13 protein-coding genes and 1 riboswitch are annotated in these 13,722 nt (G+C 63.2%); of the genes, 4 read left to right on the top strand and 9 right to left on the bottom strand.

What is annotated here, in order from left to right; translation table 11 throughout:
* Positions 1-30 precede the first annotated feature (30 nt).
* From C4K40_RS29320 to ahcY, 3 genes are all read right to left on the bottom strand, one after another.
* Positions 31-846, bottom strand: a complete 816-nt coding sequence (locus C4K40_RS29320; protein ID WP_022641585.1) for an ABC transporter substrate-binding protein — start codon at positions 844-846, stop codon at positions 31-33.
* A 119-nt stretch (positions 847-965) separates the two neighbouring features.
* The gene (metF, locus tag C4K40_RS29315; RefSeq protein WP_022641584.1) at positions 966-1,811 is read right to left on the bottom strand and encodes a methylenetetrahydrofolate reductase [NAD(P)H]; all 846 of its coding nucleotides are present in this window, start codon (positions 1,809-1,811) and stop codon (positions 966-968) included.
* A 190-nt stretch (positions 1,812-2,001) separates the two neighbouring features.
* On the bottom strand, positions 2,002-3,411 hold the full coding sequence (gene ahcY, locus C4K40_RS29310; protein ID WP_022641583.1) for an adenosylhomocysteinase: 1,410 nt from the start codon (positions 3,409-3,411) through the stop codon (positions 2,002-2,004).
* A 21-nt stretch (positions 3,412-3,432) separates the two neighbouring features.
* Positions 3,433-3,539, bottom strand: a riboswitch (S-adenosyl-L-homocysteine riboswitch).
* Between the two features lie 199 nt (positions 3,540-3,738).
* Here ahcY and C4K40_RS29305 point away from each other — a divergent pair.
* Complete coding sequence (locus C4K40_RS29305) at positions 3,739-4,143, top strand: acyl-CoA thioesterase (protein WP_022641582.1); 405 nt, start codon at positions 3,739-3,741, stop codon at positions 4,141-4,143.
* Between the two features lie 57 nt (positions 4,144-4,200).
* Here the strand turns inward: C4K40_RS29305 and C4K40_RS29300 are convergent, their stop codons facing one another.
* On the bottom strand, positions 4,201-5,460 hold the full coding sequence (locus C4K40_RS29300) for a sodium:proton antiporter (RefSeq protein WP_022641581.1): 1,260 nt from the start codon (positions 5,458-5,460) through the stop codon (positions 4,201-4,203).
* Positions 5,461-5,760: 300 nt separating this feature from the next.
* Here C4K40_RS29300 and C4K40_RS29295 point away from each other — a divergent pair, with 300 nt between their 5' ends.
* Positions 5,761-6,594, top strand: coding sequence for an EamA family transporter (locus C4K40_RS29295; RefSeq protein ID WP_053134108.1), 834 nt, complete (start codon positions 5,761-5,763; stop codon positions 6,592-6,594).
* A 34-nt stretch (positions 6,595-6,628) separates the two neighbouring features.
* A complete protein-coding gene (locus tag C4K40_RS29290) occupies positions 6,629-7,012 on the top strand; it encodes an MAPEG family protein (protein WP_053133995.1) in 384 nt (127 codons plus the stop codon).
* 54 nt (positions 7,013-7,066) lie between these two features.
* Here C4K40_RS29290 and C4K40_RS29285 read toward each other — a convergent pair whose 3' ends face one another.
* Positions 7,067-8,251 (bottom strand): murein transglycosylase A, encoded by a 1,185-nt coding sequence (locus C4K40_RS29285; protein ID WP_053133998.1) that lies wholly within the window; start codon positions 8,249-8,251, stop codon positions 7,067-7,069.
* Positions 8,252-8,382: 131 nt separating this feature from the next.
* On the opposite strand from C4K40_RS29285, the gene C4K40_RS29280 reads away from it, so the two are divergent.
* Positions 8,383-8,832, top strand: coding sequence for a cytochrome c (locus tag C4K40_RS29280; RefSeq protein WP_053134000.1), 450 nt, complete (start codon positions 8,383-8,385; stop codon positions 8,830-8,832).
* A gap of 66 nt (positions 8,833-8,898) precedes the next feature.
* Here the strand turns inward: C4K40_RS29280 and C4K40_RS29275 are convergent, their stop codons facing one another.
* The 4 genes from C4K40_RS29275 to C4K40_RS29260 all read right to left on the bottom strand — a co-directional run bounded on the left by C4K40_RS29275 (position 8,899) and on the right by C4K40_RS29260 (position 13,513).
* Positions 8,899-9,294 carry a DUF1090 domain-containing protein gene (locus C4K40_RS29275; RefSeq protein WP_022641576.1) on the bottom strand — a complete coding sequence of 132 codons (396 nt, stop codon included), beginning with the start codon at positions 9,292-9,294 and terminating at the stop codon, positions 8,899-8,901.
* Positions 9,295-9,414: 120 nt separating this feature from the next.
* Positions 9,415-11,085: an NAD-dependent DNA ligase LigB gene (ligB, locus tag C4K40_RS29270; RefSeq protein ID WP_053134003.1), complete on the bottom strand. Its 1,671-nt coding sequence runs from the start codon at positions 11,083-11,085 to the stop codon at positions 9,415-9,417.
* Positions 11,086-11,308: 223 nt separating this feature from the next.
* Positions 11,309-12,499 (bottom strand): methionine adenosyltransferase, encoded by a 1,191-nt coding sequence (gene metK, locus C4K40_RS29265; RefSeq protein WP_053134007.1) that lies wholly within the window; start codon positions 12,497-12,499, stop codon positions 11,309-11,311.
* A gap of 18 nt (positions 12,500-12,517) precedes the next feature.
* Entirely contained in the window at positions 12,518-13,513 is a 996-nt protein-coding gene (locus C4K40_RS29260; protein ID WP_053134009.1) for a metalloregulator ArsR/SmtB family transcription factor, read from the bottom strand.
* Between the last annotated feature and the right edge of the window lie 209 nt (positions 13,514-13,722).

The raw sequence follows: 13,722 nt of genomic DNA, 5'->3' as shown, positions 1-13,722 counted from the left end.
CTGGCGGGAGGCCGGAGTATAACAGAGCATTCAGTGTGCGCTGCTTTCCTGCTGCTCAACGGTTTTTTCTGATTCACGGGTCGAAGACGACCTGACAGGCGGCAGGGTGGGTTCCGCCCCATACCTGGCGCTCAGCGCGGCATAGGCCGGTTCGCGCTTGAAACGCTTGAGTTCGGCGGCGAAGCGCTGCACCAGCAGGTCCATGCCAGCCTGGCGGCGTACTGCCAGGTATTGCTGCTGGCGGCTGATGACCAGGGGGTTCTGGCTGATCTGGTCGCGGATGCCGAGGGTGTCCAGCAGATGCTGGCCGACCCGCTTGTCGGTGATCAGCAGGTCGATCCGGCCCAGCAGCAATTTGCCGAAGTTGGCCTCGTGGGTGGGGGCGGGTTCGCGGTTGAACAGCGTGGAGTTGCTGAAGTCTTCGCTGTACAGGTAGCCAGGGGAGGTGCCGATGGTCAGGCCCTTGAGCTCGTCCAGGTGCTTGAACGGATGGGGCCGGCGGTTGGCGTAGAACATCACGAACTCGACTTCCGATAGCGCCTCGCTGGGGTAAAGCAGGGTGCTGTCGCGCTCGTCGCTGTGGAAGATATCCAGGGCGCCGTCGGCCTGGCCGGTTTCCAGCATCGCCAGGCAGCGCTTCCAGGGCAGGAATTGCCACTGCACCTCGATGCCCAGGCGTTGGAAGACGATGGCGGTGGCCTCGTAGTCCAGCCCCAGAGACTTGCCGTTTTCCTCGTAGACATAGGGGGCCCAGGGTTCGGTGACGATGCGCAGCGTCTCGCCATGGGCGGCGAGGCTCAGGCAAGCGCAGAGAAGGGCTGTCAGCAACCGGGCAATGACGGACATTGCTGGAGAGTACGCCGAGAGATCATGCAAATGCTAGGGGCAGTTCCAGGCGCTCTAGATCAGGCCTGGCGCGGGTAGGAAGGCCCCGGTTGGCACCGGGGCCGGTGTTGCCTTGCCGGTCAGCGCGGCAGCTTCAGGTTGTTCCAGATCGCCAGGCTCGGCTCCGCCTGGTTCAGGGTGTAGAAGTGCAACCCTGGGGCGCCGCCTTGCAGCAGGCGTTCGCACATCTCGCTGATGACCTGTGTACCGAAGGCCTGGATGCTGGCGCTGTCGTCACCATAGGCTTCCAGTTGCTTGCGGATCCAGCGCGGGATCTCGGCGCCACAGGCGTCGGAGAAGCGTGCCAGCTTGCTGTAGTTGGTGATCGGCATGATGCCCGGCACGATCGGGATGTTCACGCCCAGTTTCTGCACGCGCTCGACGAAGTAGAAGTAGCTGTCGGCGTTGAAGAAGTATTGGGTGATCGCGCTGTCGGCACCGGCGTTGGCCTTGCGTACGAAGTTCTGCAGGTCGTCCTCGAAGTTGTGCGCTTGCGGGTGCATTTCCGGGTAGGCGGCGACTTCGATGTGGAAATGACTGCCGGTTTCTTCACGAATGAAGTTCACCAGGTCATTGGCGTGACGCAGTTCGCCGCTGGCCATGCCCATGCCCGAAGGCAGGTCGCCGCGCAGGGCGACGATACGCTTGATGCCGGCTGCCTGGTATTGCTGCAGCAGGCCGCGCAGGTCGTCCTTGCTGTCGCCAACGCAGGACAGGTGCGGTGCCGAAGGAACTTTCACTTCGCTCTCCAGCTGCAGCACGGTGTTGACCGTACGATCACGGGTCGAGCCGCCGGCGCCGTAGGTGCAGGAGAAGAAATCGGGATTGCAGCTGGCCAGCTGACGAGCAGTGGCGAGCAGTTTTTCATGCCCAGCATCGGTCTTGGTGGGGAAGAACTCGAAGCTGTAGCGACGGTCTTGGGACATGGAGGGGACCTCCAGCTACAAGCCGCAAGCTTGCAAGCTGCAAGAAAAGCGGAGGTGCGCTCGTCTCTTGTGCCTGGAGCCTGGAGCCTGACACTGTTTTGGCAAATTGGGGCGAAGCCGTGGGCTTCGTGCGGCAAGGTCGGCTTTTGGCCTTTACTTGCCGCTTGAAGCTCAAGGCTTGCAGTTGCTCTTAGTACCGGTAAGCGTCCGGCTTGAACGGGCCTTCGACGGTCACGCCGATGTAGTCGGCCTGTTGCTTGGTCAGTTGAGTGACCACGCCACCGAAGCCGCGGACCATTTCCAGGGCCACTTCTTCGTCGAGTTTCTTGGGCAGCACTTCAACGGTCAGGCGCTCGGCTTTCTGGGCTGGCGACAGGTCGGCGTACTTCTGGCCGAACAGGAAGATCTGGGCCAGGACCTGGTTGGCGAACGAACCGTCCATGATGCGGCTTGGGTGACCGGTGGCGTTACCCAGGTTCACCAGGCGGCCTTCGGCCAGCAGGATCAGGTAGTCGTCGTTCTGTGGGTCGAAATCGCCGTGGCCGGTACGGTGGATCTTGTGTACCTGGGGCTTCACTTCTTCCCATGCCCAGTTCTTACGCATGAAGGCGGTGTCGATTTCGTTGTCGAAGTGACCGATGTTGCAGACCACGGCGCGCTTTTTCAGGGCCTTGAGCATGTTGGCGTCGCAAACATTGACGTTGCCGGTGGTGGTCACGATCAGGTCGATCTTGCCCAGCAGGTCCTTGTTGATGCTCGCTTCGGTACCGTCGTTGATACCATCGATGAACGGCGAGACCAGCTCGAAACCGTCCATGCAGGCCTGCATGGCGCAGATCGGGTCGACTTCGGTGACCTTGACGATCATGCCTTCCTGGCGCAGCGACTGGGCCGAGCCCTTGCCCACGTCACCGTAGCCGATCACCAGGGCTTGCTTGCCGGACAGCAGGTGGTCGGTACCACGCTTGATAGCGTCGTTCAGGCTGTGACGGCAGCCGTACTTGTTGTCGTTCTTGCTCTTGGTCACCGAGTCGTTGACGTTGATCGCAGGAACCTTCAGCTCGCCCTTGGCCAGCATGTCCAGCAGGCGATGCACGCCAGTGGTGGTTTCTTCGGTCACGCCGTGGACGCGCTCCAGAACAGCCGGGTACTTCTTGTGCAGCAGTTCGGTCAGGTCGCCGCCGTCGTCGAGGATCATGTTGGCGTCCCAAGGCTTGCCGTCCTTGAGGATGGTTTGCTCCAGGCACCACTCGTATTCTTGCTCGGTCTCGCCTTTCCAGGCGAAGACCGGGATGCCGGCGGCGGCGATGGATGCAGCGGCCTGGTCCTGGGTGGAGAAGATGTTGCAGGACGACCAGCGAACCTCGGCGCCCAGGGCAACCAGGGTCTCGATCAGCACGGCGGTCTGGATGGTCATGTGGATGCAGCCGAGGATCTTCGCGCCCTTGAGCGGTTGTTCGGCCAGGTACTTGCGACGCAGACCCATCAGGGCTGGCATTTCCGATTCAGCGATGATGGTTTCGCGGCGGCCCCAGGCAGCCAGGGAAATGTCGGCGACTTTGTAATCGGTAAAATCTGCAGGCGTGTTGACAGCGCTCATGAAGAGCCTCCATTCGTAATGTGCGAATGGGCGCCGTTGTGCGTTTAGTGTCCGTATGGGAAGTCCCGTACCGACAACGCCCCATCCGAGCCTGACAGGCCGAGCCTGCTGCAGCGCCCCTCGGACAGGTGGCGGGAAAACGGTATCAAGGGTCGATGACCGTTTCGAAACGGTGGCGATTATAGCGACCTGAGCCAGACTTCCCAAAGTGTTTCTGTCGCTTGGATGAAGTTCCTCAATCGAGACCATAGTCGAGGTTATATAGAGCGAGGTGGCCTGGTCTGCGATCATGCCGGGCATCAAATGGCAGGACGGTCAGGAGTGAACATGAATTTCCACACCCGCAAGTGGGTAAAACCCGAAGACCTCAACCCCAATGGCACGCTGTTCGGCGGCAGCCTGCTGCGCTGGATCGACGAAGAAGCGGCGATCTACGCCATCGTCCAGTTGGGCAACCAGCGCGTGGTCACCAAGTACATTTCGGAAATCAACTTCGTCAGCGCCTCGCGCCAGGGCGACATCATCGAACTGGGCATCACCGCCACCGAGTTCGGGCGTACCTCCATTACCCTGACTTGCGAAGTGCGCAACAAGATCACCCGCAAGTCGATCCTCACGGTGGAGAAAATGGTCTTCGTCAACCTGGGAGAGGACGGCTTGCCGGCCCCCCACGGTCGCACCGAGATCAAGTACGTCAAGGATCAGTTCAAGGACGACGAGCCTGGCGCCTGAGCCGGCTCGGGCGTACGCGGCAGGCAGATTGGCCTGCCGCGTGCGACGGCCCGTGGATCAGTGGGCTTCGGCCTTGCCTGCCGGCACCTCGTTGGTGACGTGGCGCACCAGCTTGCCGATGGTCAGGCCCTGCAGCAGGATCGACGACAACACCACGATGTAGGTGATGCTCAGCACCAGGTCCCGCTCCGGCCCCAGGGGCAGGGCCAGGGCCAGCGCCACCGAGACACCGCCGCGCAGGCCGCCCCAGGTCAGCACGCGGATGGTGCCCCGGGGCACGCTGCGCCAGCGGCGCAACAGCAGGATCGCCGGGGCCACGGTAAGCAGGCGCGAGGCCACGATGGCCAACGCCAAAAGGCTGGCCGCCGCCAGGTGCAGCCAGTTGAATGGCAACAGCAACAGCTCCAGGCCGATCAGGGCGAACAGCAGCGCGTTGAGCATGTCGTCGAGCAATTCCCAGAAACCATCCAGGTAGCGCCGGGTCATGTCGTTCATCGCCAGGTTGCGTCCCAGGTTGCCGATGATCAGGCCCGCCACCACCATCGCGATGGGTGCCGAGACATGGATCTCGCTGGCCATGGCCGACCCACCGATCACCAGGGCCAGGGTCAGCATCACTTCGATCTGGTGCTGCTCGATGCTCTTGATCATCAGGTACACCAGGTAGCCGATCAGGCCGCCGAACAGCACGCCGCCAATGGCCTCATGCACGAACAGCCAGGCAGTGGCGCCTACGGTGGGGGTTTCGCCCAGTTGCGCGATGCCCAGCAGTACGGTGAACACCACGACCGCCGTGCCGTCGTTGAACAGCGATTCGCCGACGATGGTGGTCTTCAACGGCTTGGAGGCATTGGCGGTACGCAGCACGCCCAGCACCGCGATCGGATCGGTTGGCGAGATCAGCGCGCCGAACAGCAGGCAGTAGAGGAAGCTCACGTGCCAGCCGAACAGGCCGAAGATCCAGTAGGCCAGGCTGCCGATGACGAAGGTGGCGATCAGCACTCCGACCGTCGCCAGCAGGCCTATGGGCCAGCGATAGCTGCGCAGGTCGTTGAGGTTGACGTGCAGGGCGCCGGCGAACAGCAGGAACGACAGCATCCAGTTCATCAGCAGGTCGCCGAAGTCGATCTTGCCGATCAGTTCTTCGACATGCTCTTCCAGGCCGGGGTAGCCCAGGTAGGTCAGCCCCTGCAGCAGCAGGGAGAACAGCAGGGCGGTGACCATCACGCCAATGGTCGGTGGCAGGCCGATGAAACGGAAATTGACGTAGGTCAGCAGGGTCGTCAGGCAGATAAAGGCAGCGACAAGTTCAAGCATCCGGACTCCTTTGGATGATCGTGGAAAACAGCCTGAAGTCGTTCAGGCCAAGGGTTTGATGTCCCGGTGCCGTCCAGGGGCACAGTGGCCGACGAGGCAAGTTGCCATCAGGCATGGCGGTAATCGACACATTGACCACGTCGAAGCGGCGATGTTGCAGTCCCGGGGACAAACTCGGCCCCATGTCCATGCGGACGAACTCGCCGCCTACCCGGCCAAAAGTGCCGATGCTCCGTGCAACCGAGGCGGGCGGCATGCGAGGATCGCCGCTTCGCGATGATGTTCAGGCAGGGAGGCGAGGTGCTGGCGACAACTCTGGTTCTGATGGCGGCGCTGTTGCATGCGGCATGGAACACGCTGATCAAGTTCAGTGGCGAGCGGCTGCTGGTGGTGGCCTGCATGGACAGCGTGGCCTTGCTGTTCGTGGCCGGCATGCTGTTCTTCCTGCAATGGCCGCCCCAGGAACTCTGGCCCTGGATCTTCGCTTCCGCGGCTTTCGAACTCTTGTATCGCTACCTGTTGATCCAGGCTTACCGAGTGGGGGACCTGGGATTGGTCTACCCGCTGATGCGTGGCCTTTCGCCCCTGGTGGTGCTGGCATTGACCCTGGGGTTCGGTGGCGAAGCCCTGAGCAACCAGCAGATCCTCGGCATCTTGCTGATCCCCTTCGGCATGCTGTGCCTGCTTTGGCAGGGCGGAGGCGGGGCGCGCCTGCCCTGGAGCATGCTGCCGGTAGTGGCCCTGATCGGCCTGTGCATCGGTTGCTACACCTTCATCGACGGCCAGGCCCTGCGCCGCTGGGCACACCCGTTGGACTACCTGACCTGGGGCACGCTGCTCAGCGCCTGGCCTTTTCCCCTGGTGGCGGTGGTCTGGAAGCGCCCGGCCTTCGCTCTGTTCTGGCGTGAACAATGGCGCCTGGGGCTGAGCGTCGGCTTCTGCGTGCTGTTCAGCTACGCTCTGGTGCTTTGGGCCATGCAGTTGGGCTCTATCGCCGAAGCGGCGGCCTTGCGTGAAATCAGTGTGATTTTGGTGGTGCTGTTCGGCATGCGCTACCTGAAGGAACCCTTCGGCCGGCCAAGGCTGATGGCCTGTGGCCTGGTGCTGATCGGCATGTTGGTGATGAAGCTGTGAGCACTCCCTAAAACTCTAAAAAAGGATTTACGTTATGACTGTCGCGTTCTGGTGTGTATTGATCGCAATCGCCCTGCCATACCTGTGCACCGCCATCGCCAAGGGCGCTGGCAACTACGGGCTCCGGCACAACCATGATCCACGGGGCTTCCTGAGTACCCTGGAGGGTCTGCCAAAGCGTGCGCATTGCGCACAGCTCAATGGCTTCGAGGTGACTCCGGCCTTCGCCGCCGCAGTGATCATTGCCCATGTGGCGGGCAACGCCGAGCTGGTGACCATCAACGTGCTGGCGGTGCTGTTCATCACCAGCCGCCTGCTGTACATGATCTGCTACCTGGCGGATTGGGCGGTGCTGCGTTCTTTGGTGTGGTTCGTGGGCATGGGGCTGATCGCCAGCTTCTTCTTCGTCTCGATCTGAGGCTGGCCGGGCTTGTCGACGTCCTGGTCGACAAGCCGGTTCCGGCTGGAGGCGTTACGGGGTATTGGCGACTTGCGGCACCTGGGGCAGCGGCATGTCCTTGGGCCAGAGCATCCAGATCTGGCCTGGTTGCTTCATGTCGCCGGCCAGTTGCCCGGCTGCATCGCCAGTTCCCCAGAACAGGTCGGCGCGCACTTCCCCGGTGATCGCGCCGCCGGTGTCCTGGGCCGCAACCGGGCGTACCAGGCTGCTGCCGTCGGGGCGGGTGGTGGATAGCCACAGCAGGCTGCCCAGGGGAATCACCTTGCGGTCCACGGCGACGCTGTAGCCCGAGGTCAGGGGGACGTTCAGCGAGCCGCGCGGCCCTTCGTTGCTGTCCGGGTTGCGGTTGAAGAACACATAGCTCGGGTTGCTGCCCAGCAGCTCGGGAATCCGCGCCGGGTGGGCCTTGGCCCAGGCAGCGATGGTGCCCATGGTCACTTCTTCCTTCTTCAGTTCGCCTTGCTCCACCAGCCAGCGACCGATAGGCCGGTACGGGTGGCCGTTCTGGTCGGCATAACCGATACGCAGTTGGCGACCATCGTCCAGCTGGATCCTGCCCGAACCCTGGATCTGCAGGAATTGCAGGTCCATGGGGTCGGTCAGCCAGGCGATCACCGGCGCCTTGACGCTCTGGGCCTCGATGGTCGCGGCATCGTCGTAGGGCTTGAGCACCCGACCTTCGAGCCGTCCCCGCAGGCGCTTGCCCTTGAGTTCGGGGTAGAGGCTGTCCAGGGCGACCACGATCATGTCGTCCGGCACGCCATACACCGGTACGTTGGCCGCCTTGGTCTGGGCCAGGCTGCCGGGATACACCGGCTCGTAGTAGCCCGTGATCAGGCCCGTGGTGCTGCCGCTGCCCGAGCGCAGGCCGTAGACCTGCAGGCGTTCCTTGAGAAAACCACGGATCGCCTCGGGGCTCTGGGGCACGTTGGCCGCGGCGGCGCAGGTGGCGCCCCACACCGGATCGGCCTTGAGCCGGGTGCAGGCGCTGCGCCAGGAGCCGAAGCCAGCCAGCAGGTCATTGTCGGCTACTGCGGGCAGCGCCTCCCAGGGGGCGCTGTTGTAGGTGGCCAGGGCGTGGGTCTGTGGCTGAGAGGGGGGCTGTTCAGTGTCGCCGCCGTTGCAACCGGCGAGCAGCGCCAGGGCCGGGACGGTCCAGAACCAGTGGCGGCACCAGCGGGGAAAACTCGGGTTCATGCTGTGTTTCCTTGGGGGGACGTCCCGCATTCATGGCGGAGGACAACCCATATTATTAATAGGGCTATTGGTCTTTGTCCGGGAGGCGAGGATACTGGCCGCCGTTTTCCGTGACCTGACCTGAAGCCACCATGACGTTAAAAAGACTCTCTGTTGTATTGCTGGCCTGCCTGACGCTTTCCGCCTGCGGTGGGGTCGATCCCAATTCTCCCCTGGGCCAGCGCAAGGCGATCTTCAAACAGATGCTCAAGACCGGCGAAGACCTGGGAGGCATGCTCCGCGGACGCATCCCGTTCGACGGTGCGCGTTTCGCCGAGGGCGCAGTGAAGCTCGACAACCTGTCCCGCGAGCCCTGGAAGCACTTCCCTGCGGTCAAGGAAGAAGACCACACCAGCGCCACCGATGATGTCTGGCGCCGGCAGGCACGCTTCCAGGAGCTGGCCCGGGTCCTGGAGGCAGCCACCGGTGAACTGGTGGTCGCCAGCCAGGTCCAGCCCTACAAGGCCAGCAACCTTGGCCCGGCGGTGCAGAAGGTCGAGGACGCCTGTAGCGCCTGCCACAAAGAGTTTCGTAATCACTGATCCCGGCCGGGCAAAGCCCTGGCAGGGATGCCGGAGCTCCTCGTCATGTCGGGGGCAGTGCCCGGCTTACTTGTCCAGATCGTCCAGAGCTTGCTGCAGTTCCTTGCGGGATTCGGCGAGCTTGTCCTTGCGCTTGTTGATCTTCTCCGAGTCGCCCTTCTTCATGGCCTTTTCCAGGTCGGCCTGGCGGCGGCTGACTTCGTGCTTGGCGTCGAGCACCTTGTTTTCCCGCTCTTTCTTCAGCGAGGCGTCGGTGCAATGGGTGGTGACTTCATTCAGGGCGCGTTCCAGGCCGGCCTGCTGATCGCTGTTGCCGTGGGCCTTGGCTTGTTCGATCTGGGTCGTGATGGCCTGGCGCTTGGCGGCGCAGCCGGTCAGTTCGGGTGTTTGCTCGTTGGCCAACAGTGGCGCGCTCATCAAGCCGCATAGGGTCAGGGCTGCGAGCGAAGGAAAGATGTTCATTGACGGCTCCAGGTGAAAAAGATCAAAAAATAACCAATGAAGTAATGCTGGGGCGTGCCGGAATGGGCTGTTGGAGCCCATTTCGGACCAGGTGGTTCAATACCCGACCCAGGTGAGCGACTAAAAACCTTCGACGCCGGCGGCATTCAGGGTGGCACGCAAGGCCAGCACCTGCGGGTCGCGAAAGAACGCTGCCAGTCGCTCCGCGCGCTCCACCCCAACCTCGGCTTCTTGCTGCCAGTCCAGGCTGCTCTTGAGTGCCAGCGCCTGCCATGGGCCGCCCAGGTCGGCAGCGCCACTGGGCGGCAAGCCCAGGGCCTTCAGCCAAAGCGCGAAGGGTCGCCGCCTGGCGTTGTGCAGGCTTTCGAGCAGGCGTGCGCTGCTGCGTTCGCCGAAGCCGGCCATGTTAACAAGCTCTGCCTGGTCGAGGGTCAACCAATCCAGCAGGCTCTTGATTCGCCCCGCTTGGACCAGTCGTACCCAGGTCTGCTCGCCGACATGCTCCAGGTCCAGGGCCTGCTTGCCACTGAGCCAGGCCAGGCGTGCCAGGAACTGGCTCTCGCATCCGGGGGAGGGTTGCCAGCAGCTCTGCGCGTGGAAGTCGCTCTGCGCCGGAGCCTGGAGCGGTGGACGCTGTGGTGCCCTGAGGACCACGCCATCCAGGCGGGGAATGGTCAGACCGGCGAGACTGACGGCCACCTGGTCGCCGGGGAGGATGTCCAGCTCGCGCCAGCGGCGTAGCGAGCCGACGCTGACCCGGCGGATCTGCCGATCGTCGAACGTGACCGGTTCGATGTGCAGAAGTGGCGTGATGCGTCCGGTGCGACCGACGCGAAACTCTACCTCGCGGACATCGGCCAAGGCCTGGATGTAGGGGTACTTCCAGGCGGCGATCCAGTGCGGATTCCGGGCCTGCCATCGTTCGGCCGCGGGGCGTCGGCCCAGGCGCAGGATGATTCCGTCGCTGGCGAACGGCAGCGCCGAGCGGTACCAGTGTTCGCGCCAATGCTGGGCCGCGTCGAAGTTGGCGATCCTGCGGCTGTATTCGCGGCCTTCGGTAAAACCCAGCTTGGCCAACTGCTCCAGGCGTTCATCCATCGCTTGTGGCCCTTGTGGCCAATCCCAGACGAACAAGCCGATTTGTGCCGCGGCATCGGGCTCCAGGTGTTTGCGGGCCATCCAGCCCGCCACTCGGCTACGGGCATTGCGGCTGCCGGCCCGGGCCTGCACGTGGCCCTCCAGGCGCTGGTACAGCTCACCCTGGAGCAACAGGTCCACGGGCTGCGGTAATTGTTGGGGAATGGCCGGGATCTGCCGGGCCACGCTGCTCCAGTCGTGGCCCTGCTGACCATCGCCCCGACTCAGTGCCTGGTGCAAGCGGCCCTTGCGGTAGATCAGGCTCACGGCCACGCCGTCGATCTTGGGCTGCACCCAGACTTCCCGACGGTTGCGCAACCAGAGTCGCACGGCGTCGGCGCCCGGGAGCTTTTCCACTCCGGTATGGGCCACCGGGTGAGCGATATTGCCGCGGGCAGTGGCCAGCGGGCGGGATCTGGCCTGGGGCACGAGGGGGAAGCAGCCTTGCAGCGTATCCAGGCGCTGGCGGGCCTGATCGTAGAGTTCATCGGCAACCAGCGCCTGGCCGTCCCGGTGATAGCTGGTATCCCAGCGCTGGAGCTGTTGGTGCAGGGTGGCGATTTCCACGCCGGCCCGGGTTGTCGGCCAGTCCGGGCAATGGGCCTGGGTCGACAGCGGGATGAAGATCGTCAGCAGGAGCAGTCTTGGCAGCATGGCGAGCGTCCTTGCCCGGAAAGGTCATGCTCAAAGGTTAGGTGCGGTGATGCGGGGCGGGCGTGGCAGGTGTTTGCCGGTTGTGTCCCGGTCGGTCCGGCAGGTGGTCCGGACGGCGACTTTGGTTGTAAGGCAGAGAATATGGAGGCAGGAGGGAGAAATCCTTGGGTACAAAAAAGCCCCGCCGGCATAGCCGGGCGGGGCCTTGGTGACGCGGGAAGGCTTACAGGCCGGCGGCGGCGCGCAGGGCCTCGGCGCGGTCGGTTTTTTCCCAGGTGAAGGTGGAGAAGGTGTCTTCGCCCACAGTCTTGGTTTCCGGAGCGCGGCCGAAGTGGCCGTAGGCTGCGGTTTCCTGGTACATCGGGTGCAGCAGGTCGAGCATGGTGGTGATCGCGTAAGGACGCAGGTCAAAGTGCTCGCGTACCAGCTTGATGATCTTGTCATCGCTGATCTTGCCGGTGCCGAAGGTGTTCAGCGAGATCGAAGTCGGCTGGGCGACGCCGATGGCGTAGGACACCTGGATCTCGCAACGCTCGGCCAGGCCGGCGGCGACGATGTTCTTGGCCACATAGCGACCGGCGTAGGCTGCCGAACGGTCGACCTTGGATGGGTCCTTGCCGGAGAACGCGCCACCGCCGTGGCGAGCCATGCCGCCGTAGCTGTCGACGATGATCTTGCGGCCGGTCAGGCCGCAGTCGCCCACTGGGCCGCCGATGATGAACTGGCCGGTCGGGTTGATGTGGAACTGGGTGTCCTTGTGCAGCAGCTCGGCTGGCAGCACGTGCTTGACGATCAGTTCCATCACGCCTTCGCGCAGGTCGTTGTAGGAGACTTCCGGGTTGTGCTGGGTCGACAGCACCACCGCATCGATGCCGACCACGATGCCGTTTTCATAGCGGCAGGTGACCTGGGACTTGGCATCCGGGCGCAGCCATGGCAGCAGGCCCGATTTGCGGGCCTCGGCCTGGCGCTGCACCAGCTGGTGGGAGAACGCGATCGGGGCCGGCATCAGTGCCGAGGTTTCGTTGCTGGCGTAGCCGAACATCAGGCCCTGGTCGCCGGCGCCCTGGTCTTCAGGCTTGGCGCGGTCGACGCCCTGGTTGATGTCAGGGGACTGCTTGCCGATGATGTTCATCACGCCGCAGGTGGCGCCGTCGAAGCCGACGTCGGAGCTGGTGTAGCCGATTTCGCAGATGACGTCGCGGACGATCTGCTCCAGGTCGACCCAGGCGCTGGTGGTCACTTCGCCGGCAACGATGGCGACACCAGTCTTGACCAGGGTTTCAACCGCTACGCGGGCGTGCTTGTCTTGGGCGATGATAGCGTCCAGCACCGCATCGGAAATCTGGTCAGCGATTTTATCCGGATGCCCTTCGGACACGGACTCGGAGGTGAAAAGGGAGTATTCGCTCATCTCGACGGTTTCCTAAATTTACCGATGGTGAGTGTCGCCAGCCGGTCGCTGAAAATGGCGGACCTGGATCTGGAAACCATTACGTAAGCCTACATAGAGGCTTTCCCCGGGAGTCAGTCCCGCAGCGGTGGCCCAACGGGCCAGATCATCTTGTTCGAACCCTAGCCAGAGATCGCCACAGGCTTCCTTGGCCCAGCTCTGGTTATGGCTGCACAAGTCTGTCACCAGCAGGCTACCGCCTGCTTGCAGCAATTGCGCCATCTGCTTGAGTGCTTCGGCTGGCGCCGCGAAATGGTGCAGGACCATGTTCAGCACCACGCAGTCGGCCTTGAGTGGCATGCCTTTCAATGCATCGGCCAATTGCAGGCTGACGTTAGCCAGCGCTTCGCGCTCGCACAACTGGCGTGCCAGCTCCAGCATCGCCGGGCTGTTGTCCAGGGCGGTTACCTGGGCAAAGCGCCGGGCCAGCTCGGGGAGGAATCCGCCGTCGCCGGGACCGACCTCGATGGCTGTGGCTTCTGGCTTGAAGCTCAATTTGTCCAATAGCGCCAAGACGCTTTCGCGGTACTGCGTCAGTCCTGCGATCAGGTCCTGTTGGGCGCGGAATTTCTCCGCCACCCGGGAAAAGAAGTCTTCGCTGGCAGCGGCCCGTTGCCCGTGAACCAGGCCGATCCGCGACTGGACTTCGACCGGCAAGGGCAATTGGTCGACTTCATCCAGCAGCGCCGCATGCAACTTGCCACCCAGCAGTTCGGTGTGGGGCAAGGCGCGGCGGTAGAAGATCGCATTGCCTTCGCGGCGGGTGGCCACCAGCCCGGCCTGGGCCAGGACCTTCAGGTGATGGCTCATGCCCGACTGGCCGATGGCGAAGATCTGCGCCAACTCCAGCACGCCGAAGGAATCGTTGCTCAGGGCACGCAATACGTTCAGCCGTAACGGATCGCCGCCGGCCTTGCACAGGGCGGCCAGATCGTCGCAATCGTCATGGCGAATGTTGGATACATGCAGGTTCATGGGAGCGCAGTCTAGTGGCGCCCGAAACAGCCCGCAAGGCCAATATCAAAAAGTTTTGATATTGAGCTGTGCGAGGGCGATCCAGGGCTGTCGCCAGCCAGGATGGGGAACGGTGTCGGGGTTTGCCTGGTCGATTGAGTGGTTAGCCGTAGGAAAAACGTGCTTGAGTAACTATCTGTCATTGCCCCCGCCAGACGCCTGAGGGAAAA

The organism is Pseudomonas sp. CMR5c, from assembly GCF_003850545.1.
Classification (GTDB): Bacteria; Pseudomonadota; Gammaproteobacteria; order Pseudomonadales; family Pseudomonadaceae; genus Aquipseudomonas; species Aquipseudomonas piscis.
This window is presented reverse-complemented; position numbering and strand designations above follow the sequence as displayed.

Excerpts from the sequence above, each read along its gene's own strand:
- C4K40_RS29320 (WP_022641585.1), bottom strand. The coding sequence starts at position 846 with ATGTCCGTCATTGCCCGGTTGCTGACAGCCCTTCTCTGCGCTTGCCTG.
- metF (WP_022641584.1), bottom strand. The coding sequence starts at position 1,811 with ATGTCCCAAGACCGTCGCTACAGCTTCGAGTTCTTCCCCACCAAGACC.
- ahcY (WP_022641583.1), bottom strand. The coding sequence starts at position 3,411 with ATGAGCGCTGTCAACACGCCTGCAGATTTTACCGATTACAAAGTCGCC.
- C4K40_RS29305 (WP_022641582.1), top strand. The coding sequence starts at position 3,739 with ATGAATTTCCACACCCGCAAGTGGGTAAAACCCGAAGACCTCAACCCC.
- C4K40_RS29300 (WP_022641581.1), bottom strand. The coding sequence starts at position 5,460 with ATGCTTGAACTTGTCGCTGCCTTTATCTGCCTGACGACCCTGCTGACC.
- C4K40_RS29290 (WP_053133995.1), top strand. The coding sequence starts at position 6,629 with ATGACTGTCGCGTTCTGGTGTGTATTGATCGCAATCGCCCTGCCATAC.
- C4K40_RS29285 (WP_053133998.1), bottom strand. The coding sequence starts at position 8,251 with ATGAACCCGAGTTTTCCCCGCTGGTGCCGCCACTGGTTCTGGACCGTC.
- C4K40_RS29280 (WP_053134000.1), top strand. The coding sequence starts at position 8,383 with ATGACGTTAAAAAGACTCTCTGTTGTATTGCTGGCCTGCCTGACGCTT.
- C4K40_RS29275 (WP_022641576.1), bottom strand. The coding sequence starts at position 9,294 with ATGAACATCTTTCCTTCGCTCGCAGCCCTGACCCTATGCGGCTTGATG.
- ligB (WP_053134003.1), bottom strand. The coding sequence starts at position 11,085 with ATGCTGCCAAGACTGCTCCTGCTGACGATCTTCATCCCGCTGTCGACC.
- metK (WP_053134007.1), bottom strand. The coding sequence starts at position 12,499 with ATGAGCGAATACTCCCTTTTCACCTCCGAGTCCGTGTCCGAAGGGCAT.
- C4K40_RS29260 (WP_053134009.1), bottom strand. The coding sequence starts at position 13,513 with ATGAACCTGCATGTATCCAACATTCGCCATGACGATTGCGACGATCTG.